Source organism: Rhodopseudomonas palustris, from assembly GCF_003591005.1.
In the GTDB taxonomy this organism is placed as follows: Bacteria; Pseudomonadota; Alphaproteobacteria; order Rhizobiales; family Xanthobacteraceae; genus Rhodopseudomonas; species Rhodopseudomonas palustris_K.
Map to the genome: position 1 here is coordinate 1 of NZ_QYYD01000021.1, position 21,204 is coordinate 21,204.

Below are 21,204 nucleotides of genomic sequence, written 5' to 3' on the forward strand. Positions count from 1 at the left end.
CGATCGACGCCCTGCTCAAACCGCCGCCGACCATCAAAGATCAGCGACAGTTGAGCCTCAGTATTGATCAAATTTAAGCCGGACAGCCGTGGGCTCGTCCCGGCCATCCACGCCTTTCCTGCATCTCCTTCAGCCAGGCGTGGATGCCCGGCACAAGGCCGGGCATGACGCGTGGAAACGAAATGCCCAAGTTTAATGGCCGTATGATCGCTCAGCGTTCTCGACCGCCGTCGCCGACATCTCGCCGGAAGCTTCGTTGCCAAGGACCGGCCCGCTGCCTAGACTTCTGAAATGACGTTCAAATCAAGCACCAATGACCCGGCGTAGCGGCAGCGCGGATCTGCCGCTGCATGGCGGGCGCGTGCCGCAATGGCTGGCGGACCGGATGTCGACGCTCGGCGCCATCGTCTGCCAGGCGATCGTGCATCACTACGGCCGTGAAGAACTGCTGGCCCGCCTCGCCCATCCGTTCTGGTTTCAGGCGTTCGGCAGCGTGATGGGGATGGACTGGCACTCGTCGGGAATCACCACCAGCGTGATCGGCGCGCTGAAGCGCGGGCTGGCGCCGCTCGGCAATGAGCTCGGCCTCCACGTCTGCGGCGGGCGCGGCCGGCATTCGCGGCGCACGCCGGACGAGCTGACGGCGCTGGGCCAGCGCGTCGGCTTCGACGGCGACGCTTTGACCCGCGCCAGCCGGCTGGTCGCCAAGGTCGACAGCGCCGCGGTGCAGGACGGCTTCGACCTGTATCTGCACGGCTTCTTCGTCGCCGACGACGGCCGGTGGACCGTCGTGCAGCAGGGCATGAGCGAGACCAAGCGGCAGGCGCGCCGCTACCACTGGCATTCGGAAAATCTCAAGAGCTTCGTCGAGGCGCCGCACGCCGCGATCGACGGGCCGACGCAGGGGCAGATCGTCAACCTCACCGACAAGCGCGCGGCGCCGTCGCGCGAGGCACAGCTCGAATTGCTGGGTGAGCTCGGCCCCGACGGCGTGGTCCGGACCTATCTGGATGCGACCACCGAGCCGGCGGCGCAGCCCACGCTGCCGCATCTGATCATGCCGGCGCATCACGACGTCCGCTCCGCCGACGTGTTCACCCGCCGGCTGCACGGCACGCTGGCGGCGGCGGCCGAGCGCGGCCCGATCGACTTTCCCGAGCTGCTGCTGACGCCCGGCGTCGGCGCCCGCACCGTGCAATCGCTGGCGATGGTCGCCGAGGTGGTGCATGGCGCGCCGTACCGGTTCGCCGACCCGGCCCGGTTCTCGCTGGCGCACGGCGGCAAGGACCGCCATCCCTATCCAGTCCCGATCAAGGTCTATGACGAGACCATCCGGGTGCTGAAATCCGCGGTGCAAAGCGCCAAGCTCGGACGCGACGAGGAGCTGCAAACGATCCGGCGGCTCGATGCGCAGGCCCGCACCCTGGAGCGGACCGCGAGCGGGCCGTCGTTCGAGGACTATGTCGAGGGCGAACGCAAAGCCTCCCCGGCGCTCGGCGGACGCTCGGTGTTCGGCTGGGAAGCCGACCTCGTCAGCCTTGCATCAACGCCGACCAAATGACGCGCGCGCCGACGACCGAGCTGTTCAAGATTGAGGGCGACAGCGCGATGCCGCTGTCGGCGATCTGGATGAAGCCCGTCAACACCCGCGCCTGCCTGGTGTTGGCCCATGGCGCCGGCGCCGGCATGACGCATCCGTTCATGGAGCAGGTCGCGACCGGCCTCGCCGCGCACGGCATGGCGACGCTGCGCTTCCAGTTTCCCTACATGGAGAAAGGCAGCAAGCGGCCGGATCAGCCGGCCGTCGCGCATGCGGCAATCCGCGATGCAGCCGCAGAGGCGCGCCGCCGCGGCGGCAAGCTGCCGCTCTTCGCCGGCGGCAAATCCTTCGGCGGCCGGATGACCTCGCAGGCGCAAGCGCTGGCGCCGCTGGACGGCGTCCGCGGCATTGTCTTCCTCGGCTTCCCATTGCATCCGGCCGGAAAGCCGTCTGTTGTCCGGGCCGAGCACCTCGATGCTGTCCGCGTGCCGATGTTGTTCGTCCAGGGCACCCGCGACAAACTCGCCGAGCCGGAGCTACTTGCCCCAGTGATCCGCAAGCTCGGCAAGCGCGCCACGCTCCACCCCATCGCCGATGCCGACCACGCCTTCCACGTCCCCGCCCGGAGCGGTCGCCGCGACGGCGATGTGATCGGCGAGATCTGTGGGGCTGTTGCGGATTGGGTCGACGCGAAATTTAGCTGAGGAGCCAGACGAAGCGAAGCCGGCGGTCGCAGCGATGAGCGGGCGAACGCCGCCCCCACAGAGTGAGAGAACTGCGAGTCGCTTGAGATCCTTGGATCGCAGTGCAAGCGTGTGCTCAGCGCGTCCTCCGGCCGATCAGAGAAACCGTCGCCAATTCTGATTCACCACGTGCTGCTCGAGTCGGGTATCAAGCTTGTCCAGGCATCGGCGCAGCACGTTGATCTCCTCGTCGTCCAGCGCTTTCATCAGTTCCCGCTCGATCCGGATGACGAAATTTTCGATGTCCTTGTGAACCTTGCGGCCACTCGCGGTGAGCGTCAGGCTGGCGCGCCGCCGGTCCTTCTGGTCGACGTCGCGGACGATCAACCCTCGGCGCACGAGTAGCTCGATCGCACGGGCCACCTTGAAGGCGTCCGACGAGGTTCGCTTCGCCAGCTGCGCCGCGGTCAGAGGCTGATAGCGCGCGATCACCGCGAGGCTGCGCCAGGCCGGCATCGTCAGATCATGCCGCTCCGCATACATCGGCGCCAGATAGCTGCCGATCCGCGACGCGATCAGGCCGAACCGGTATCCGGTCCAGAGTTCGAGCGGCAGCGTGGTGTCGGCTTTGGTCATGGGCCCATCATCTTCGATCGAACGGCAGTGCGCTGCGGGAGAGTTCCGGCCCGCTCATACGACGTGGCCTTCGATATCGCAATTGACGCAGTTTATAATTACTTGCATATTGCAACTAATCGACAGCGAAATGCTGCGTTGCAAGGGAGAGAGACATGTCGAAAGCCACGGACGGCTACGATCTCACGCGCGTCGGCCCCGGGACGGTGATGGGCGAATTGATGCGGCAATATTGGATTCCGGCCGCAATGTCCTCCGAGGTCACCACCGACGGCGATCCGATGCGGCTGATGCTGCTCGGCGAGCAGCTGATCGCGTTTCGCGACAGCTCCGGCCGGGTCGGCGTACTCGACCATCAATGTCCGCACCGCTGCGCCTCGCTGTTCCTCGGCCGCAACGAGGACAACGGCATCCGCTGCGTCTATCACGGCTGGAAATTCGACGTCGACGGCAACTGCCTGGAGATGCCGAACGTGCCGCCGCCGCAGGACTTCAAGGAAAAGGTGCGAGCCAAGAGCTACAAGGTGCGCGAAGCCGCCGGGCTGATCTGGGTCTATATGGGGGCCCGCGCCGAGGCGCCACCGATGCCGGAGCTCGAGGCGCTGTTCGTGCCCGAGCAAGACCTGACGGTGACGATCCTGCAGCGCGAGGCCAACTGGCTGCAAGGCCTCGAGGGTGACATCGACACCTCGCATTTCGGCTTCCTGCACGCCGGGCACATCAACCCCGACGATTTCGAAGAAGGACACCCGGCCCGTCACACCGTGTCCAATCGCGCGCCGGAGTACAAAGTCACCGAGACCGACTGGGGCACGATGTACGGCGCGTTCCGGCCGGAGGCGAACGGCCAGATGCATTGGCGCATGGCGCATTTCTGCCTGCCGTTCTGGACCCAAACGCCGAATGCGGATTTCCACGACCACGTCGTCGCCAAGGCCTGGGTGCCGATGGACGACACCCACACCATGCTGATCTCGATCTATGGCGGCACCGGAAAGGGCGCGACCTACTCGTCGTCGAAGCTGAAGTCGGGCGGCAACATTCCGGGCGTCGACGGGCTCGACTATCTGCCCAACACCACCGACTGGTTCGGCCGCTGGCGCGCCGTGCAGAACATCGGCAACGACTGGCAGATCGATCGCGAGGCGCAGCGCAGCAACACGATCTACACCGGCATCCGCAACATCGTGATGCAGGACCAGGCGGTGTGCGAGAGCATGGGCCCGATCGTCGACCACACCAAGGAGCATCTGGCGCCCAGCGACGTGATGATTTCGCGGACGCGGCGCCGGCTGCTGACGACGGCGCGCGCGCTCGCCACTGACGGCACCATCCCGCCCGGCGTCGACGATGCCGGCGTGTTCTGGCGCGCCCGCGCCGGCTCGTTCTACATTGACGCCAGCAAGGACTGGCTCGCCGCTTATGACGAGAAGCTGAAGGCCGCGATCCGATGGCGGGCTCCGAGCCAGCAGGCTGCGGAGTAACAGCCATGAGCACGAAGGAGCGGAAGGGCGGCGCGCTCACGCGCCGCGACGCGGTGCTGACTCTTGCAGCCGCGGCAGCGCTGCTGGCGCGGCCGCCCACAGCGCAGGCGCAGGATGCCTGGGCCAAGATCGTCGCGGACGCCAAGAAGGAAGGCCGCGTCGTGATGTACAGCGCCTTCGTCGGGCTCGCTGCACACCAGGACTTGAAGCAGGACTTCCAGTCGACCTATGGCATCACGGTCGACATCCTGGAAGCGCGCGCCAGCGAGATCCGCGAGCGCATCCGCATCGAGCGCGCCGCCGGGCGGTCCGGCTGCGACGTCTCGGAAAACGGGCGCACTACTACCACGCTGCAGATCAAGGAAGAGCAGGCGTTCGAGCCGCACGGCCCGCTGCCGAGTATCGGCCGCCTGAAGAGCGAGTTCGCCAGCGACGGAATCCGGCTGCCGGCCTTCGCCATCGTCTACGGCATCCTCGCCAACACCATGCAGGTCAAGCCGGACATCGAACCGAAGAGCTGGAAGGATCTGCTCGACCCGCGCTGGAGGGGCAAGATCCTCAGCGACGATCTGCGCGCGCTCGGCGGCGGCGGTGTGCTGTTCGCCGTGCTGCAGGACGCATTCGGCCGCGACTTTCACGACAAGCTGGCGATGCAGGAGCTCAAATTCAGCCGCGAGATTCCCGCCAACGAGCGCCGCGTCGCGCGCGGTGAGATGCCGCTCTACATCCCCGACAGCTTGACGTCGATGGCCGGGCTGAAGGGCCTGCCGGTCAAGTTCATCGTGCCGCAGGAGGGCCTGCCTTATGTCGGCTACGACCTCGCGCTGGTCAAAGGTGCGCCACATCCGAACGCCGCGCGGCTGCTGATGGAGTACTATCTCGGCAAGCAGATGCAGCAGCGGCTTGCCAAGCTCGGGCTGGTGCCGACCATCAGCGACGAGCTTGCCGACGTCGATCCGACGATCGCGGCGGTGCAGAAGAGCAAGCTGATGGGCACCACCGATCCGGAGCAGATGAACGCGATGCTGGCGCTTGCCCAGCAGATTTATCGCTAAGCGTGGCGAACGATGCCGCGCGCGTGATCAGCGCGCGGCGCGTTGGCCTTCGACCGCCCAGGCGGCGCGCTGCGGGGCGACCACGACGATGTTGTCGCCGACCGCGAAATGCCCGGTGGACGGCGCATCGACATTCATCGGGCCGTCCTCGGTCTCGACCACAATCGAGCGTGTCGGGCCACGAAACACGGTGTGGGCGATCCGCCCCGCCCATCTGAGATCCTGATCATTGGCGGCGCCGTCGGCGGCGATGCGGGCATCCTCGGGCCTTACCATCACCGTCACCACTTGCCCGGGCCGGACCTCGTCGGCGGCCTCGCAGCTGCCGCGCCAGCCGCGGCCGACGACGTCGAGCCGAACGCGGCGGTCGTCGATCCGCGCACAGCCCTCGACATTGGCTTCGAGCAGATTGGGCGTGCCGAAGAAAGCCGCCACGGTCGGGTTGGCCGGACGCCGATAGATCTCCTCGGGCGCGCCGATCTGCTGGATGCGTCCGCCATGCATCACCACCACGCGATCCGACAGCGCCATCGCTTCGGACTGATCGTGGGTGACATAGAGGCTGGTCATGCCGAGGCGCTTCTGGATGGCGCGGAATTCATCGCCCATCTGCAGCCGCAGCTTGGCGTCGAGATTGCTGAGCGGCTCGTCGAGCAGCAGCACCTTGGGCTCGAACACCAGCGCCCGGGCGATCGCGACGCGCTGCTGCTGGCCACCGGACAGCGCCGGCGCCGGCCGCTCGGCGAACGCTTCCATCTCCACCAGCCGCAAGGCGCGCGTGACCTGCTCGCGGATCTCCGCATTGCTGCGGCGGCGGACGCGCAGCGGATAGGCGACGTTTTCGAACACGGTCATGTGCGGCCAGATCGCATAGGACTGGAACACCATGCCGAGCCGCCGCCGCTCCGGCGGGACGAACAGGCCGCGGGTCGCATCGCTGACGATCTCGTCACCAATGCTGATGCGGCCGCCGGTGTTCTGCTCGAGGCCGGCCACCATGCGCAGCGTCGTCGTCTTGCCGCAGCCCGAGGGGCCGAGCAGCGTGACGAACTCGCCTTCATTGACGCGCAGATCGACGCCGTCGACGGCGACGAAGCTGCCGAAGCTGCGGCTGACTTTTTCGAGAACGACGTTGGACATGATCTCTCCAGATGACCGCTACATCGCCCCAATGCGGGAGTTGATGAACTTGAGCTGCACCCAACGGAACACGATGACCAGCGCCATCATGATCAGGCCGATGACGCTGACCTGCTCGGCATTGCCGTTGGCCCACAGCTTCAGCAGCACGACTGACAGCACTTCGGAGCCGACCGAATACAGCAGCACCGAGGCGCTGAGCTCACGCATGATGCCGAAGAACACCAGCACCCAGCCGACCGCGAAGGACGGCCACGCCAGCGCCAGCACGATGCGCCGCATCGTCTCGATCCATGTCGCGCCATGGACGCGCGAGCATTCCTCGAGGTCGAACGACAGCTGCGCATAGGCGCTCGACATCGCCCGCACCGATAGCGGCGTGCCGAGCGCGATATAGGCCAGCAGCAGCGCCCAGATCGTGCCGTAGATCGGGATCGAGTGCGGCAGCAGCGCAAAGCCCCACAGAAAGCCGACGCCGAGCACGATGCCGGGCATCATCCACGGCAGCCAGGCCATCAGGTCGATCAGCAGTCGGCCACGCCAGCGGGTGCGCACCGAGACGTAGGCGATGGTGCAGCCGAGCAGCATGGTGGCGGTGGCGCCGACCAGCCCAAGCAACATGGTGTTGCTGAAGCCGCGCCAGAAATCACGGCTGCCGAACACCGCCCGATAATGTTCGAGCGTCAGCATGTCCCACTGATAGAAGCCGAAAAACTGGAAGAACGAGCCGATGAACAATTGGCCGACCGGCAGCACCACCGTGACCACGAAGAACAAGATGCAGAAGCCGAAAGTCGCCCAGCGCCACGCGCCGAGACGCATCACCGCCGGCGAGTAGCCTTTGCCGGTCACGGTCTGGAAGCTGCGGCCGCGCAGGATCCAGCGCTGCGCCAGCACGATCAGAAACATCAGCCCCATGATCACGAAGCTGATCGCGGTGGCGTACTGATACTGCGGCGGCGAGCGCTGGTTGATCGAGTCGTAGATGTCCGTGGTGATCACCCGGATGCCGGCCGGCGAGCCGAAGAACAGCGGCGACTCGAAATTTTCGATGCCGCGGATGAAGCTGAGGATCGCCGCGCCGGTAAGCGCCGGCAGCACCAGTTGCAGCGTCACGGTCCGGAACGTGCGCCACCGCGATGCGCCACACATCCGCGCCGCCTCTTCCACCGCCGGATCCATGGCACGGAAGGCGTCGACGATCAGCAGGAACAGGAACGGCACCGAGTACTGCGTCATGTGCCAGACGACGCCGCCATAGGAATAGACATTGATCGGCGCGGTTTCCGAGCCGGTGATCCACTGATAGAGCTGGTTGAGGAGGCCGACCTGCGGATTGCCGAGCATGCCCCACGCCATCGCGGTCAGGATCGGCGGGATGAAGAACGGCAGCGTGATCAGCACTTCCAGCGTGCCGCGAAACGGCGTGTCGGTCCGCGCCATTATCCAGGCGAGGAACACCGCGACGATGACGGACGGGATCGTCTTGGCCAGCGAGATGCCGACGGTGTTGGCGAGTGTCACCACGCTTTGCATGGTGAACACGTCGCGGTAGCCGTCGAGGTTGAACTCGCCCGCCATGCCGGGCGGTGTCGAATGCAGGCTGCCGTACAGCAGCATCGCCAGCGGATAGACGGTCAGAAACGCCAGGATCGCAATCAACACCGCCAGCGCGGCCAGCCGGCCGAACGACGTCGCCTGAAGCCAGCTCCCGATGCCGGAAACGCTGCTGCGTTGCTGCTCGCCGAGCGTGTCGACGCGTCCGTCCGCTGAGATGGTCATCGCCGGGTCACGGATACAGCTTCTTGGCGAGGTCCATCATCGCCGGGCGCTCGGAGAGCTTGGTCGGGCCGATCAGCTTGGCATTGGCGAAGGGCTGCGCCTCGGCGTTGGCCCGCTTGGCGGCTTCCTCGACGACCGGCAGCATCCAGGCATTGGCGTAAAGCAGCTGCGAGTCGACGTCGAGGAAGTGCTGCATGAACAGCCGCGCGGCGTTGGGATGCGGCGCGTTCTTCAGCATCGCCAGATCCATCTCGGCGAACGGCGCCCCTTCCTTCGGGATCACCACCTTGACCGGAAGGCCCTTGAGGTCGGACGCGAAGGCGAACACCTGCGGAATGTAGATCGGATATTCGCCGCGGGCGACGCGCCGCGCGTCGTTGCGCATGTCGCGGCTGAACACCGGCTTCTGCTCGGCGAGCTTGCGGTTGAACTCAGGGCCCATCTGCTTTTCGAGCAGCGCGAACAGCGTGTTGCCGCTGCCGAGCGGACGCATGTCGTCCGACAGGATCTTGCCCTTCCACTTCGGATCGGTGAGATCGTTCCAGCTGGTCGGAACGTCGCCGTCCTTGACGAGGCGGGTGTTGATCAGGATGCCCATCGGCTGCACATAGGCCGGAATGCTGTAGTCGCTGGCCTTGAACGGCGGCCGCAGCTTGGCGGCGTTGGGGATCTCCGGCAGCTTCTGAATGAAATCGCCGTTCTGCAACTGCTCTTCGATCATCGTCGTGGTGACGATTTCGACGTCGCCGAGGAAGCGGTTGGCAGCCTGCTCGGTGCGGATGCGTTCGGTTAGTTCGCTGGCGCGCAGATCGAGGCTTTCGACCGCGATGCCGTATTTCTGCTCGAACGATTTCAGCACGGCGTTAAAGTACGGCGCGCCGAGCGCCATGTTGTAGACGACGACCTTGCCTTCCTTCTTGGCGGCGTCGACCACCTTATTCCACGCCGCGTCGTCGGCCGCGGACGCTCCCGAAATCGCCATGCAAGCGGCCACAGCCGCAACTATCAGCCTGAACAGCACCTAGTCCCTCCCGTTTGATCTTTTCTTATTCGCCGTGCGGCGCCGTCAGACGTGCAGCACGACGTAGTGTCGGTCGACCTCGACCTGAAACGTTTCGGCGCGTAGTTCGCCTTCGACCAGCGCGCCGCCCGGCTCGACTTTCAGCTCATAGCTCTTCACCTTGGTGCGCGACGGATCGCACCATGACCGGCCGGTCCGCAGGTCGAACTCCCAGCCGTGCCACGGGCAGCGCACCATCTCGCCGCGCCGGCTGACCCGATAGGACCCGGGCTCGCTGGCTTCGATCACCCCGGTGAGCCGACCCTTGCACAGCGACGCGCCCTCGTGCGGGCAGCGATTGCCGACCGCGAGGTACTCACCGTCGACGTTAAAGATGCCGATCTCGCGGCCCTCCACCGTGACGACAAGCCGCTCCCCGGCCGGAATCTGGTCGACGGTGGCGACGACGTGCCGTGTCATTTATCGAGTCCATAGAAGTGAGCGGCGTTGCCGTACAGGATCTGTTCGCGCTGCGCCTGGGTCAGATTGGCGCGAAACGCGTAGCGCGGATCGTCGAAGTCCCAATGCGGATAGTCAGTGGAGAACAGCATCCGGTCCCAGCCAACGCGATCGAACAAATCGAGCAGTTCGGCCGCCGTCGCCGGCTCTTCCATCGGCTGCGTGGTGAACCAGACGTTCTGGCGCACATACTCCGACGGCGGCCGCTTGAGATGCGGCACTTCGCTGCGCAACCGCGCCCAATGCTTGTCCATTCGCGCGCTGAGCGACGGCACCCAGCCTAGGCCGCCCTCCATAATCACGACGCGCAGCTGCGGATAGCGCTCGAACACGCCCTCGAACACCAGGCTCGTCAGCGCGGACTGCATGATCTGCGCGACCGAATGGTGCTCCTCCATGTAGTAGGACGGCCAGCCCCCGGCGGTCGACGGATGCCCGTTGGTGCCGCCGACATGGATGGTGATCGGCAGATTGTTACGCACCGCGGCCTCGAAGATCGGCCAGTAGCGGCGACGTCCGATCGGCTCGTCGGTTTTGGGCAGGATCAGGATCTGCGTGAAGCTCGGATCGCCGCCGCGCGCATCGATCTCGGCGACCGACGCGGCAGTGTCTTCCTGCGCAACCAGCACGGACGCGCGCAGGCGCGGCTCCTGCTTGACCCAGCGTTCGACCTGCCAGGTGTTCATCGCCCGCGTCAGCGCCGCGCCGAAATCGAGATTGCGCTGGCTGCCCGGATTCCAGCGCAGCGGGATCAGCATGCCGACCTCGACGCCGTTGGGATCGAGGTGCTGCTGCTGCATCAGCTTCAGGCTCGAACCCGGAGGACCACCCTCCTCCGGATAGGCGTCGGTGCGGGCGGCGTCCGGTGACATCCGCGGATGCGACAGCGCCTCGGAGAACGCGTGCCGCAGATGGCTGCCATAGATCGTCAGATGATCGATCCAGCGACGCTCCAGATACGGATGCACCTCGGTCCACGACGTCATCGCCGGATGAATGTCGCAGTCGATCACCTTCAACTTGGATTTTGCCGCCTTCGGCCGGTCGAGTTCGACGATGCTCATCGGGCGGGCTCCAAAGAGTTATCCGTGGATTGATCAGCGCTGGCGAGGCGCTGATAGGTGGCGAGCGCGTTGTCGGTCGTGATCTTGCGGACGAGGCCCGCCGGCAGACCGTCCGGCAGCGCCGCATCGCCGTCGAATTGCCAATGCGGATAGTCGGTCGAGAACAGGAACAGTTCGTCCGACTTGATGTGATCGGCGAGCCGCAGGATCGCCTCGGCTTCGTCCGCGGCGTCGATCGGCTGCACGGTGAAGCGCACATGGTTGCGGATGAGCTCGGACGGCGCCTGCGTGACCCACGGCACCTCGGCGCGGACGCCCTTCCAGGTCTTGTCGGCGCGCCAGATGAAGCCGCTCAGCCAGGTCAGGCCGGATTCGATGAACACCACCTTGAGCCGCGGAAATTTGGCGAACACGCCCTCCGCGATCAGACTCTGCAGCTGGCTCTCGAACGCGGTCGATTGCGCCACATAGTCTTCGACATAGTAGGACGGCCAGCCGACGCCGGTCGGTGCGTAGCGATACGTGCTGCCGGCATGAATCCCGATCGGCAGTCCGAGGCGCTCGGCGCGCTCGTAAATCGGCCAGAGCTGACGGCGGCCGAGCGTGGTCTCGCCCGATACCAGCATCAGGATCTGCACGAATCTGCCATCGGCAGCGCAGCGATCGATCTCGTCAACCGCCAGTTCGGTGTTGTGGGACGCGACCGTGATCGACGCCCGCAGGCGCGAGTCCTTGTCCAGCCAGTGCTCGCGCAGCCAGTCATTGGTGGCGCGGCAGAACGCCGACGCCATGTCCTCGCTGTGCAGCGCCTGCGCGCCGTACAGGCAATTGAGAATGCCGAACCGCGGCTGAAAACGGTCGAGCACGTGACGCTGCATCGCCTGCAGCGAGGTGCCGGGCTTGGCGCCGCCCTCAATCTGCCAATCCGGCCGGCAGGCCAGCGGCGTATTCTGCGGATAGCTGGTGAGGCTGAGATTGAGTCGATCGAGCGCACGTACGTGCACCATCTCGCGCCAATAGTCGTCGAGGTAAGGCAGCAGAACCTGCATCCCCGGGACTGCGGGGTGCAAATCGCAATCGATCGCGCCCGCAAAAGCTGCGGGACCTGTCCCCGTCATCGGCGTCTCCCGTCCCGCGGCGTGTTAGTGGTATCCGAAGGTTGAGCTTATGTTGACGGATCAATTAAAGACTTGTCAAGAAATTTGACTTGGATCAATGCACCGCAGATCAGGACGGTCAGCGGAACTGACACTGGGGAGTGACGACTTGGCGACGCGCAAACTGTCGATCGCGGAGCGACCGGTCGACGCGGCATCCGCAGCCACGCGATCTCTCACGCAGGACCATCTCGCGGTGCTGGTGTCGACGATCGGGATGCGGCTCAGCCGCGGATCGTCCGCCTTCTACAGACGCGCGTTCGACATCAGCACCGTCGAATGGCGACTGCTGATGACGCTCGACCGGATCGAAGCGCTGAACGTCAGCGAGCTGTCGGAGGCCGCCTTGGTCGACAAGGCCGCGGTCAGCCGCAGCCTCGTCCTGCTCCAGGAGCGCCAACTCATCGATGTGGAACAGACCCGCTCCCGGGGCCGCGCCGCGATCGCACGCCTGACCGCTGATGGCCGTGCCTTCGTGCGCAAACTCGGCGCGGTCTCGAGCGAGCGCGACGCCCGCTTGTTCAAGACCTTCGCGCCTGACGACAAGGCCGCCCTGCGACGTCTGTTGGAGCACCTCGCCAAAGCGCTGGACGACGCAGATTGGGACAGATGAGCTGAGGCTGCCCTCCAGATCACTTGGTCGCTTTCCTCCAGGCACAACGCGCAGTGACGTCTGGCCCGCGCCCCTCATCGGTGATCGAATACGTCCATGAGCGCACCTTGGATCAATCTGGCCGTCGCCTTGGCACTCGGCTTGTTCATCGGGCTGGATAGGGAACGTCGCAAAGGTGACGGCCCTACCCGGAGCGCCGCCGGCATTCGCACCTTTGCGATCACCGCGCTGCTCGGCGCACTGGCAGTCCTGATCGGCGGTACCTGGTTGCTGGTCGCTGCCGTGGGCGGTCTGGCGGCCTTGACGGCGATCTCCTACTGGCAAAGCCGTCGCACCGATCCCGGACTCACCTCCGAGGTCGCGCTACTTGCCACGCCCATGATCGGGGCGCTGGCGATGTCGGACATGCCATTGGCCAGCGGCGTCGCTGTCGCAGTCGTGGCGGTGCTTGCAGCAAAACCCGCTGTTCATCACTTCGCCAAGCGCACCTTGTCCGAGACGGAGGTCAGCGATGCCCTCGTCTTCGCGATCGCAACGGCGGTGATCTGGCCACTGCTTCCAGACCAGCCGTTGGGACCATACGGATCGCTCAACCCTCACAAGATCTGGCTTCTGGTCGTCCTGATCCTGGCGATCGGTGGCGCGGGCCATATTCTCGGCCGCCTGCTCGGCCCGCGATTCGGCCTGCCTATTGCTGGACTGGCTTCGGGTTTCGCGTCGAGTACCGCAACGATCAGTTCGATGGCGCACCGGGCCGCGAATGACCCTTCATCGCTGCCGGCTGCGGTCGCGGGAGCCGCGCTCTCGACGATCGCGACATTCGTGCAGCTCGCCGTCATACTGTTTGCCGTAAGCACGCCGACCCTGGTGATCATGGCTCCGGCGCTCGCAGCGGGAGGAAGCGTCGCCGCCATCTACGGAATCGCCTTTACGCTCGTCGCACTCAGATCGACCGGGTCCGAAGCGCCGCTGGACGGTCGCGCATTCAGCATTAGGACCGCGCTGGTGCTGGCTGCCACGATGGCCGTCATGTTGATGATCGCCGCCATCTTGCGGGATCGATTGGGCGAGGTCGGGATCGCGATAGGCGCTTTGTTTGCAGGTCTCGTTGATACTCATGCCGCGGCGATATCCGTCGCCTCGCTCGTCGCATCCGGTACCCTGCTTCCCGAGCAGAGCGTCCTGCCAATCGTTGCTGCCATGACGTCCAATGCCCTGATGAAGGTCGCGATGACACTCGGCCCCGAGCGCGGCCGTTTTGCGGTGCGGGTCGTTCCCGGGCTGGTGCTATCCATGATCGCAACCTGGGCGGTGGCGAGCACGATGGCGATGCGATGATCGCGGAGGCTGCCATTGCAATACACTTCGGTGAGGTCCGCTTCTGGCTCTCAGCGACGTGCTTCGTCAGGTGGGCATCACTGCAGGCACGAGTGAGCAAGAATGCAAGCCTGCATGCCACTGGCGATGATTTCGAGCCGCGCTCCTCACCTATGGAAGTGTGAGAAATTCGGACCCCTCAGTCCTCCGCTCCAGACGAGCGATCGGTTTTCGCTTCCATGAGGCCATGGCTGATGAATTTGCGATAGGTCTCGACCGCCTCGGACAAGGCGGCGTCAATATTTTGACTTCGTGCGACCTGCTGCGAAAAAACATAATCGCGCGCCGAGATCAGCAGATAGGCGAGTGTGTCGAGTTCGCTCTCCTTGTACTGCGGCAATTCGCCTTGATGCCAACTGCGCATCAGCGCGCGCCGGAACCGCGCCAGAATATTGTCTATGTGCTTGCGGTACGCTGCTGGCGCCGCGACCGGGGCCTCGTGCAGCAGGCGGAAAAACCAGGGATGCTGCCGCGCGTATTCCAGAAATCCGACAAAGCCGCGGATCTCCATGTCGACGAAACCGGACGCGCCCTTGACGCGGGTGTGCAGGAACTCGAGCACCTCTCGGCCCTTCATCGGCAACAGGTCATCGAACAATTCGTCGCGACTGCCGAAGTAAGCGTAGAACGTGCCGTGGCCAAGACCGGCGCGCTCCATGATCCGCGAGATCGAAGCTTCGGCGTAGCCGTATTCTCCGACGATCTCGGCCGCGGCGTCGTAGATCGCCTGCCGGTTGCGGACGGATTTTTCGGCGCGAGTGAGCTTGCGAATCCGGCCGTCGGGCGCGCGAGACGAGGCGGGATTGGCGGGCCGGGTGAGCGCGGTCTTCGTTCTCGCCATGGATGCGATTCAATGCCTCTGCTAGGCTGCGCCAATTGCGACTTGCGATGCTCGGCTGTGACCGGCCGAACATCGCTGTTTTAGCTGCCCCGCCCCTTCAAGACCAGCCACCGGCCTGAAGCTGCGGAACGGTCATTTGAGCAACGGACAGGCCTTGTCGCCGAGCGGACGCCAGGCGTTGTCCGGCTCGATCTCGCTGACGATCTGGTAGTAGTCCCACGGCTCCCTGGACTCCGCCGGCGTCTTCGTCCGTGCCACATACGCCTTGCGCGGCAGCCGGCCGTCCTCCCGCAGCTTGACGCCGTCGGTGTAGAAGTCGTTCACCGGAAGCTCACGCATCTTCGCCATGACCTTGTCGGCGTCGAAGCTGCCGGCGGCTTCGACGGCCTTGAGCAGATGCATCGTCGAACTATAGACGGCGGCGTGGGCCTCTGCCGGCATCACCTTGTTGCGTGCGAAAAACCGCTCGGACCATTCGCGGGTCCGCTTGTCGAGATTCCAGTACCACACCGTCGCGAACAGGATGTTCTGAGCCTGCTGCGGCCCGAGGCCATGCGCGTCGGACAGCAGGAAAGCGAGCGCGACGAGCTGCTGACCGCCGCCGCCGAGCCCGAATTCGTGCGCTTGCTTGATCATGTTGGTGAGGTCCTGCCCGGCCGTGAGAAACGCCACGGTGTCGGCCCCGGACGACTGCGCCCGAACCAGAAACGACGAGAAGTCCATGGTGCCCGGCGGATGGCGAACGCTGTCGACGATCTCGCCGCCGCTTGCTGACACGACTTTCTTCACCTCGCTCTCCAGCGAATGGCCGAACGCCCAATCCTGCACGATCAGAAACCATTTCTTGCGGCCCTGCCGCAGCAGCGCTGCGGGCAGCGCGTGCGCGAACAAATAGGAATCGTGGCTCCACTGCGCGGTGTTTGGTGAGCACGCTTTGCCGGTGAGATCGGCGCTCGAGGCACCGGCGTAGATGGCGATCTTGTTCTTGCTCTGAACCAGTTCGCGCACGGCCAGCGCGACCGCTGAGTTGCCGATATCCGTCACCACATCGACGCCGTCGACGTCGAACCATTTCCGCGCGATGCCGGCGCCGATATCGGGCTTGTTCTGATGATCGGCGAATACCAGCTCGACCGGCCGGCCGTTGACCGTCTTGCCGAAATCCTCGATCGCCATGCGCGCGCCGTCGACCGAGCCGGCGCCGAGCGACGACGAGAGAATACCGGTCATATCGGTGAGTACGCCGATCTTGTACGGCCGATTGTCCTGCGCGCCGGCCGAACCGGCCAGCAGTGCCAGTGCCGCGATCGCGGCGATCCAAACCTTCATGTGATAACCTCCCTGCCTTTATTGTTGATCATAAAACAAACACTACTTCAATGCGTTGTCAAATAATTGACTTGCGAGTCGAAAGTCGAATAGATTGACCGCAAGAAGACTTAGACGAGCAGCGGGGAGACGCGAATGGTCGGATCGGCAGACGCCGGCGGTCGGATTCCAGCCGAGGCTGAGACCGCCACGGTGTTCGATCTGGTGCGGCGCCAGGCCTCGCAGCGCCCCGACGCCATCGCATTGACGGCGGCGTCGCGGTTCGGCGGAGAACACAGCCTGTCCTATTCGGCGCTGCTTGACCGGGCGACCATGCTCGCCGCCGGACTGTGCCGGCTGCAGCTGTCGCAAGGCGACCGCGTCGGCCTGATGTTCGACAACGAGTCGGCGCTGGAAGCGGCGATCACAATGCTGGCGCTGCATCGGCTCGGGCTCGTTGTCGTGCCGGTGAACACCCGCTTCGCGGCGGAGGAGATCGTCTATGTGCTCGGCAAAGCGGACTGCGGCGCCATCGTCGCGGCACAGGAATTCGTGGCGCTCGTGTCGGCGCTACGGGAACGCATTCCGTCGCTGCAATCGATCGTCGGGGTCGGTGACAAGCTGCCCGCAGACGTCATCGATTGGCGGGAAATGGCAGAGACGGACGGGACGATATTCACGGCGTGGCCGGAGGTCTCGCCAGATGCGATTTCGGAGATCCTGTTCACGTCCGGCACCACCGCGCATCCGAAGGGCGCGGTGATGACGCACAGCCGCAGCGTGATCTCGGCCTACGGCTTCGCCGACGCGCTGAGCTTGGACGCCGACGACGTCTACCAGAGCTTCTTTCCGTTCTTCACCACCGCGGCATTGCACTGTGTACTGCTGCCGTCGTGGTGGGCCGGCGCCGAAGCGGTACTCGACCGACGGTTCGATCTGCCCGAGATCCTCGCCCGCATGCATCGTCGACGCGCCACCAAATACATCGGCGCGCCAACCTTCTACGTCTTCCTGCTGGAGACTTACGATCCCGCCGCGCACGATCTGTCCTCGATCCGGATGTTCGATTATGGCGGCGCCTCGATGTCGGTCGAAGTGATCCGCAAGCTGGCGGCGACCTTCCCCTCGGTCGAATTGCGCCAGACCTACGGCATGACCGAAAGCGGCCCATCCGGCACGGTCATGCGCGGCCCAGACAATCTGATCAAGCCCGGCGCGGTCGGCCGGCCATGGGCGCTGACCGAAGTGCGCATCGCCGGCGGCGAGGGCTGCATTGTCGGGCCGGGCGAGCGCGGCGAGATTGAGATCCGGAGCCCGGCGGTGATGCGCGAATATTTCGGCGAGCCGCAGCTCACCGCAGCGACCTTCCACGACGGCTGGCTGCGCACCGGCGACATCGGTTACCTCGACCAGGATGGCTATCTGTTTCACGTCGATCGCAAGAAGGACATGATCATTCGGGGCGGCCACAACATCGGCTCGCTCGAAGTCGAAGAGGTGTTCTTCGCGCATCCCGCCGTGGTTGAGGCCGCGGTGATCTCGGTGCCGCATCCCAAGCTGGGCGAAGACATTTGCGCGTTCGTCGTGCCGCAGACGGGACACACCATCACCGCCGACGAGCTGCGCGCGTTCTGCATCGGCAAGCTGGCCGACTACAAAATACCCCGATGGATCGAATTCGCCGACACGCTGCCGCGTGGTCCGATGGGAAAGGTGCTGAAGACGCAGCTGCGCGATCGGGTGCAGCAGCGGCTTGCCGAAGGAGACAGGAATGCAGTTTGACGATTACCAGGCGTTGCGCTTCGACCGGCGCGGGCGGGTGCTGACGATCACCATGAACCGACCGGACACCCTCAACGCGGTCGACGCCACGCTGCATCGGGAATTGTCGCGCGTGTTCATCGACGCGGCGCTCGATCCCGACTCCGACGTGATCGTGCTGACCGGCGCCGGCCGCGCGTTCTGCGCCGGCGGCGACGTCGGCTGGATGCAGGATGCCATCGATCATCCGGAGAGCTTCGAGACCACCGTGTCGGAAGCCAAGGCGATCATCTTCACGCTGCTCGACTGCGAGAAGCCGATCATCGCCAGGATCAACGGCCCGGCGGTGGGGCTCGGCGCCACGCTCGGCTTGTTCTGCGACGTCATCTTCGCCGATGAAGCCACCTATATCGCCGATCCGCACGTCTCGATCGGAATGGTGGCTGGTGACGGCGGCGCGGTGATCTGGCCGCAGTTGATCGGCTTCGCGCGCGCCAAGGAATACTTGCTGACGGGCGATCGCATCCCGGCCCGCCGCGCGGCCGAGATCGGGCTGATCAACCACGCCGTTCCGGCGGCCGAACTATCGGCGGCGGTCGACGCCTTCGCCGACCGGCTGGCCGGCGGCTCCACCAAGGCGATCCGCTGGACCAAGGTGACCACCAACATCGCCTTGAAGCAGCTCGCCCACAGCATGATGGACACCGGCCTCGCCTATGAGGCGCTGACCAATATCAGCGACGACCACCGACAGCGCGTCGACGCGTTCCTCAAGCGCACCGCGACCGGGAGCAAGGCGCGATGACCGGGCGGCTGGACGGCAGGAAGGCGCTGATCACGGGCGCCGCCGGCGGCATCGGGCTGGCGATCGCACGGCGTTTCGCTGCCAACGGCGCGCAGGTGGCGATTGCCGACCTGCAGCAGCAGCGCCTGAGCGCGGCGCTGACCGAGCTGCCGGACAAATCCGTCGCGGTGGTGGCCGATATCTCGTCGGAGGACGGCGTCGAGCGGATGCTGGCGGACGCGGAAGAGCGGCTCGGGCCGCTCGACATCCTGGTGAATAATGCGGGGATCGCCGAGCCGATCGTCCGCACCGTCGATCAGAAGCTCTCGGACTGGGAGCGCGTCATCGACGTCAATCTGCGCGGCACCTTCCTCGCCTGCCGCGGCTTTGCGGCCCGGGCGCTGCCGCGCCGCAGCCCGGGCGCCATCGTGAACATCGGCTCGGTGGCGGGGCTCGGCGGCATCCCGAGCTCGAACGGCTACGGCGTGTCGAAGGCAGCGATCGCGCATCTGACCCGCAACCTGGCCTGCGAATGGTCCGCGAAGGGCCTCCGGGTGAATTGCGTCGCGCCCGGCTACATCGATGCGCCGATGTCGGCCGAGATGTTCGCCGACTCGCGGGTCGATCGCAGCCGGATCGAGCAACGCGTGCCGCTGCGACGCCTCGGCGCCGCCGACGAAATCGCCGCCGCGGTGGCGTTCCTCGCCTCCGACGATGCCTCCTACATCACCGGCGTCGTGCTGCCGGTCGATGGTGGCTGGTGCGCCTATGGCGGGCCATAGGCGCGTTGCAGCGGGATCACCTCACCGCGGCGGCCGCGCGGTGATCACCGGTGGCGCGACTCGGGCTCGCTAGCGCCCTGCTTCGCGGTCCCAGGCCGTGGCCGCGCCCCGCTTGCGCAGCACCGCGCGCTGGACCTTGCCGGTGGCGGTCTTCGGCAATTCCCCGACGAACTCGATGTAACGCGGCGCCGCGAAGCGCGGCAGCACCTTGTCGGCGTGGCTGGTGATGGCGCTGACGTCGAGCGCCGCGCCCGGTGCCGGCACGATCGCCAGCATCAGTTCGTCCTCGCCGCCGGGAATGCTCGACGGCACGGCGTATGCGGCAACTTCCTCGATGCCGGCGAGATCGCCGAGGGCTTCCTCGACCTCGCTCGCCGCGATGTTCTCGCCGCGCCGGCGGATGCAGTCCTTGATCCGATCGACGAAGGTCACGAGACCGTCGGCGTCCATGATCGCCGCATCGCCGGTGTGAAACCACAGATTGCGCCACGCCTCGACGGTGCGATCGGGCATGTTGTGGTAGCCGGCCATGAAGCCGAACGGCAGTTTCGGCCGGACCAGGATCTCGCCCAGTTCGCCGGGCGGCTTGCGCTGGTCGGTCTCCGGGTCAGCGATGATCAGCTCGAAATGCTCGTCATGAACCCAGCCCGCGGCGCCGGGCGCCGATTGGCCGAGCCGTCCCCAGATCGGGATGTTGACTTCGGTCATGCCGAAGCCGGACAGCACATCCTTGACGCCGAAGCGGCGGCGAAACTCGGCGTCGTGCGCCGGCAGATTGGGCGCGTTGCAGACGGCGCGTAGCGCGTTGTCGCGGTCGCTGTCCTGCGGCGGCTGCACCACGACGAAGGCGGCCAATGCGCCGAGCGAGTTGGTCACGGTGCAACCGTGCTCACGGATGTCGCTGATCCAGTTCGAGGCGCTGAAGCGCTGCCGGATCACCGCCGGGATGCCGACCTGCAGGCTGGCGCCGAGCTGCATCAACAGCCCGTTGGCGTGAAACAATGGCACGCAAATGTAGAACACATCGCGCTCATGGAGCTGCATCGCCTTGCGCTGGCCGACGCCGTACAGCGTGCAATGCGCGTGCGGCATCAGCACGCCCTTGGACGGACCACTGGTGCCCGACGTGTACATGATGCAGGCGATATCGTGACCGGAAGGCAGCGGGCCGTCATACGGCGCCGCGTCGCGCCAACCCTTCCACGAGATCAGCTCGCAACCGGCGCGCGCGGCAGGGACGCAGTCGTCGGCCACCAGGATGGTACGCAGCGAGCCGACCTTGTCCGCAACCTCGAGCACGGCGCCGAGCAGCGAGGGATCGACGATAGCGATGCCGGCACCGCAATTGGTCAATTGATGCTGCAGAAAAGCGCCGCGGAGTTCGGTGTTCAGCATCACCGCGACGGCGCCGAGCGTGCCGATGCCCATGAAGCTGCGCACGATGTCGGTGCCGTTCGGCATCAGCACCGCCACTGGATCGCCCGGCTTGACGCCGGACGTGGCCAGATAGCTGGCGATGCGCCGCGCGTCGATTGCGGCGGCGCCGAAGGTCAGGCTGTCGCCGTCGACCGTCTTGAGCCACAGCGCGTCCGGCCGCGATTGCCCCTGGGTCTGCAGAATGCGCGGGAGAACCCAATCCTGCGTATCAGCCGACATACTCAATTTGCGTGCTCCAGTT

At 65.5% G+C, this 21,204-nt stretch carries 19 protein-coding genes; 9 read left to right on the forward strand and 10 right to left on the reverse strand.

Going from position 1 to position 21,204, the window contains the following annotated elements; translation table 11 throughout:
- Window positions 1–313 precede the first annotated feature (313 nt).
- Both D4Q52_RS18975 and D4Q52_RS18980 read left to right on the forward strand, forming a co-directional pair.
- Complete coding sequence (locus tag D4Q52_RS18975; RefSeq protein WP_119858146.1) at window positions 314–1,561, forward strand: DUF763 domain-containing protein; 1,248 nt, start codon at window positions 314–316, stop codon at window positions 1,559–1,561.
- Entirely contained in the window at window positions 1,558–2,244 is a 687-nt protein-coding gene (locus D4Q52_RS18980) for an alpha/beta family hydrolase (RefSeq protein WP_234831249.1), read from the forward strand. Before D4Q52_RS18975 ends, D4Q52_RS18980 begins: the two co-directional genes overlap by 4 nt.
- Before the next feature lie 135 nt (window positions 2,245–2,379).
- On the opposite strand, the gene D4Q52_RS18985 is transcribed toward D4Q52_RS18980, so the two are convergent.
- On the reverse strand, window positions 2,380–2,859 hold the full coding sequence (locus tag D4Q52_RS18985; protein ID WP_119858147.1) for a MarR family winged helix-turn-helix transcriptional regulator: 480 nt from the start codon (window positions 2,857–2,859) through the stop codon (window positions 2,380–2,382).
- A 155-nt stretch (window positions 2,860–3,014) separates the two neighbouring features.
- Between D4Q52_RS18985 and D4Q52_RS18990 the strand changes: the two genes are divergently transcribed.
- Together D4Q52_RS18990 and D4Q52_RS18995 are read left to right on the forward strand one after the other, a co-directional pair.
- Window positions 3,015–4,343 (forward strand): Rieske 2Fe-2S domain-containing protein, encoded by a 1,329-nt coding sequence (locus tag D4Q52_RS18990; protein WP_119858148.1) that lies wholly within the window; start codon window positions 3,015–3,017, stop codon window positions 4,341–4,343.
- 5 nt (window positions 4,344–4,348) lie between these two features.
- Window positions 4,349–5,398, forward strand: a complete 1,050-nt coding sequence (locus D4Q52_RS18995) for an ABC transporter substrate-binding protein (protein WP_182915358.1) — start codon at window positions 4,349–4,351, stop codon at window positions 5,396–5,398.
- Window positions 5,399–5,425: 27 nt separating this feature from the next.
- On the opposite strand, the gene D4Q52_RS19000 is transcribed toward D4Q52_RS18995, so the two are convergent.
- The 6 genes from D4Q52_RS19000 to D4Q52_RS19025 form a co-directional block, all read right to left on the reverse strand.
- Window positions 5,426–6,538, reverse strand: a complete 1,113-nt coding sequence (locus D4Q52_RS19000) for an ABC transporter ATP-binding protein (protein WP_119858150.1) — start codon at window positions 6,536–6,538, stop codon at window positions 5,426–5,428.
- An 18-nt stretch (window positions 6,539–6,556) separates the two neighbouring features.
- Window positions 6,557–8,320, reverse strand: coding sequence for an ABC transporter permease (locus tag D4Q52_RS19005; protein ID WP_119858151.1), 1,764 nt, complete (start codon window positions 8,318–8,320; stop codon window positions 6,557–6,559).
- Between the two features lie 7 nt (window positions 8,321–8,327).
- Complete coding sequence (locus D4Q52_RS19010) at window positions 8,328–9,302, reverse strand: ABC transporter substrate-binding protein (RefSeq protein ID WP_119858152.1); 975 nt, start codon at window positions 9,300–9,302, stop codon at window positions 8,328–8,330.
- An 84-nt stretch (window positions 9,303–9,386) separates the two neighbouring features.
- On the reverse strand, window positions 9,387–9,800 hold the full coding sequence (locus D4Q52_RS19015) for a Rieske (2Fe-2S) protein (RefSeq protein WP_119858153.1): 414 nt from the start codon (window positions 9,798–9,800) through the stop codon (window positions 9,387–9,389).
- Window positions 9,797–10,903 carry an amidohydrolase family protein gene (locus D4Q52_RS19020; RefSeq protein ID WP_119858154.1) on the reverse strand — a complete coding sequence of 369 codons (1,107 nt, stop codon included), beginning with the start codon at window positions 10,901–10,903 and terminating at the stop codon, window positions 9,797–9,799. Before D4Q52_RS19020 ends, D4Q52_RS19015 begins: the two co-directional genes overlap by 4 nt.
- The gene (locus D4Q52_RS19025) at window positions 10,900–12,021 is read right to left on the reverse strand and encodes an amidohydrolase family protein (RefSeq protein WP_119858155.1); all 1,122 of its coding nucleotides are present in this window, start codon (window positions 12,019–12,021) and stop codon (window positions 10,900–10,902) included. The genes D4Q52_RS19020 and D4Q52_RS19025 overlap by 4 nt, the downstream gene beginning before the upstream one ends.
- Window positions 12,022–12,169: 148 nt before the next feature.
- On the opposite strand from D4Q52_RS19025, the gene D4Q52_RS19030 reads away from it, so the two are divergent.
- Both D4Q52_RS19030 and D4Q52_RS19035 read left to right on the forward strand, forming a co-directional pair.
- Window positions 12,170–12,673 (forward strand): MarR family winged helix-turn-helix transcriptional regulator, encoded by a 504-nt coding sequence (locus D4Q52_RS19030; RefSeq protein WP_182915359.1) that lies wholly within the window; start codon window positions 12,170–12,172, stop codon window positions 12,671–12,673.
- 96 nt (window positions 12,674–12,769) lie between these two features.
- Window positions 12,770–14,011, forward strand: a complete 1,242-nt coding sequence (locus tag D4Q52_RS19035) for an MgtC/SapB family protein (RefSeq protein ID WP_119858157.1) — start codon at window positions 12,770–12,772, stop codon at window positions 14,009–14,011.
- A 178-nt stretch (window positions 14,012–14,189) separates the two neighbouring features.
- On the opposite strand, the gene D4Q52_RS19040 is transcribed toward D4Q52_RS19035, so the two are convergent.
- Together D4Q52_RS19040 and D4Q52_RS19045 are read right to left on the reverse strand one after the other, a co-directional pair.
- Window positions 14,190–14,891: a TetR/AcrR family transcriptional regulator gene (locus D4Q52_RS19040; protein ID WP_119858158.1), complete on the reverse strand. Its 702-nt coding sequence runs from the start codon at window positions 14,889–14,891 to the stop codon at window positions 14,190–14,192.
- A gap of 132 nt (window positions 14,892–15,023) precedes the next feature.
- On the reverse strand, window positions 15,024–16,220 hold the full coding sequence (locus D4Q52_RS19045) for an ABC transporter substrate-binding protein (protein ID WP_119858159.1): 1,197 nt from the start codon (window positions 16,218–16,220) through the stop codon (window positions 15,024–15,026).
- Window positions 16,221–16,355: 135 nt separating this feature from the next.
- On the opposite strand from D4Q52_RS19045, the gene D4Q52_RS19050 reads away from it, so the two are divergent.
- Genes D4Q52_RS19050 through D4Q52_RS19060 form a run of 3 tightly spaced genes read left to right on the forward strand, consistent with a single transcriptional unit; the run spans window position 16,356 to window position 19,526 of the window.
- On the forward strand, window positions 16,356–17,981 hold the full coding sequence (locus D4Q52_RS19050) for a class I adenylate-forming enzyme family protein (RefSeq protein ID WP_119858160.1): 1,626 nt from the start codon (window positions 16,356–16,358) through the stop codon (window positions 17,979–17,981).
- Window positions 17,971–18,765, forward strand: a complete 795-nt coding sequence (locus tag D4Q52_RS19055) for an enoyl-CoA hydratase/isomerase family protein (RefSeq protein ID WP_119858161.1) — start codon at window positions 17,971–17,973, stop codon at window positions 18,763–18,765. Before D4Q52_RS19050 ends, D4Q52_RS19055 begins: the two co-directional genes overlap by 11 nt.
- A complete protein-coding gene (locus D4Q52_RS19060; RefSeq protein ID WP_119858162.1) occupies window positions 18,762–19,526 on the forward strand; it encodes an SDR family NAD(P)-dependent oxidoreductase in 765 nt (254 codons plus the stop codon). The genes D4Q52_RS19055 and D4Q52_RS19060 overlap by 4 nt, the downstream gene beginning before the upstream one ends.
- Before the next feature lie 69 nt (window positions 19,527–19,595).
- On the opposite strand, the gene D4Q52_RS19065 is transcribed toward D4Q52_RS19060, so the two are convergent.
- Window positions 19,596–21,182, reverse strand: coding sequence for an AMP-binding protein (locus D4Q52_RS19065; RefSeq protein ID WP_119858163.1), 1,587 nt, complete (start codon window positions 21,180–21,182; stop codon window positions 19,596–19,598).
- Between the last annotated feature and the right edge of the window lie 22 nt (window positions 21,183–21,204).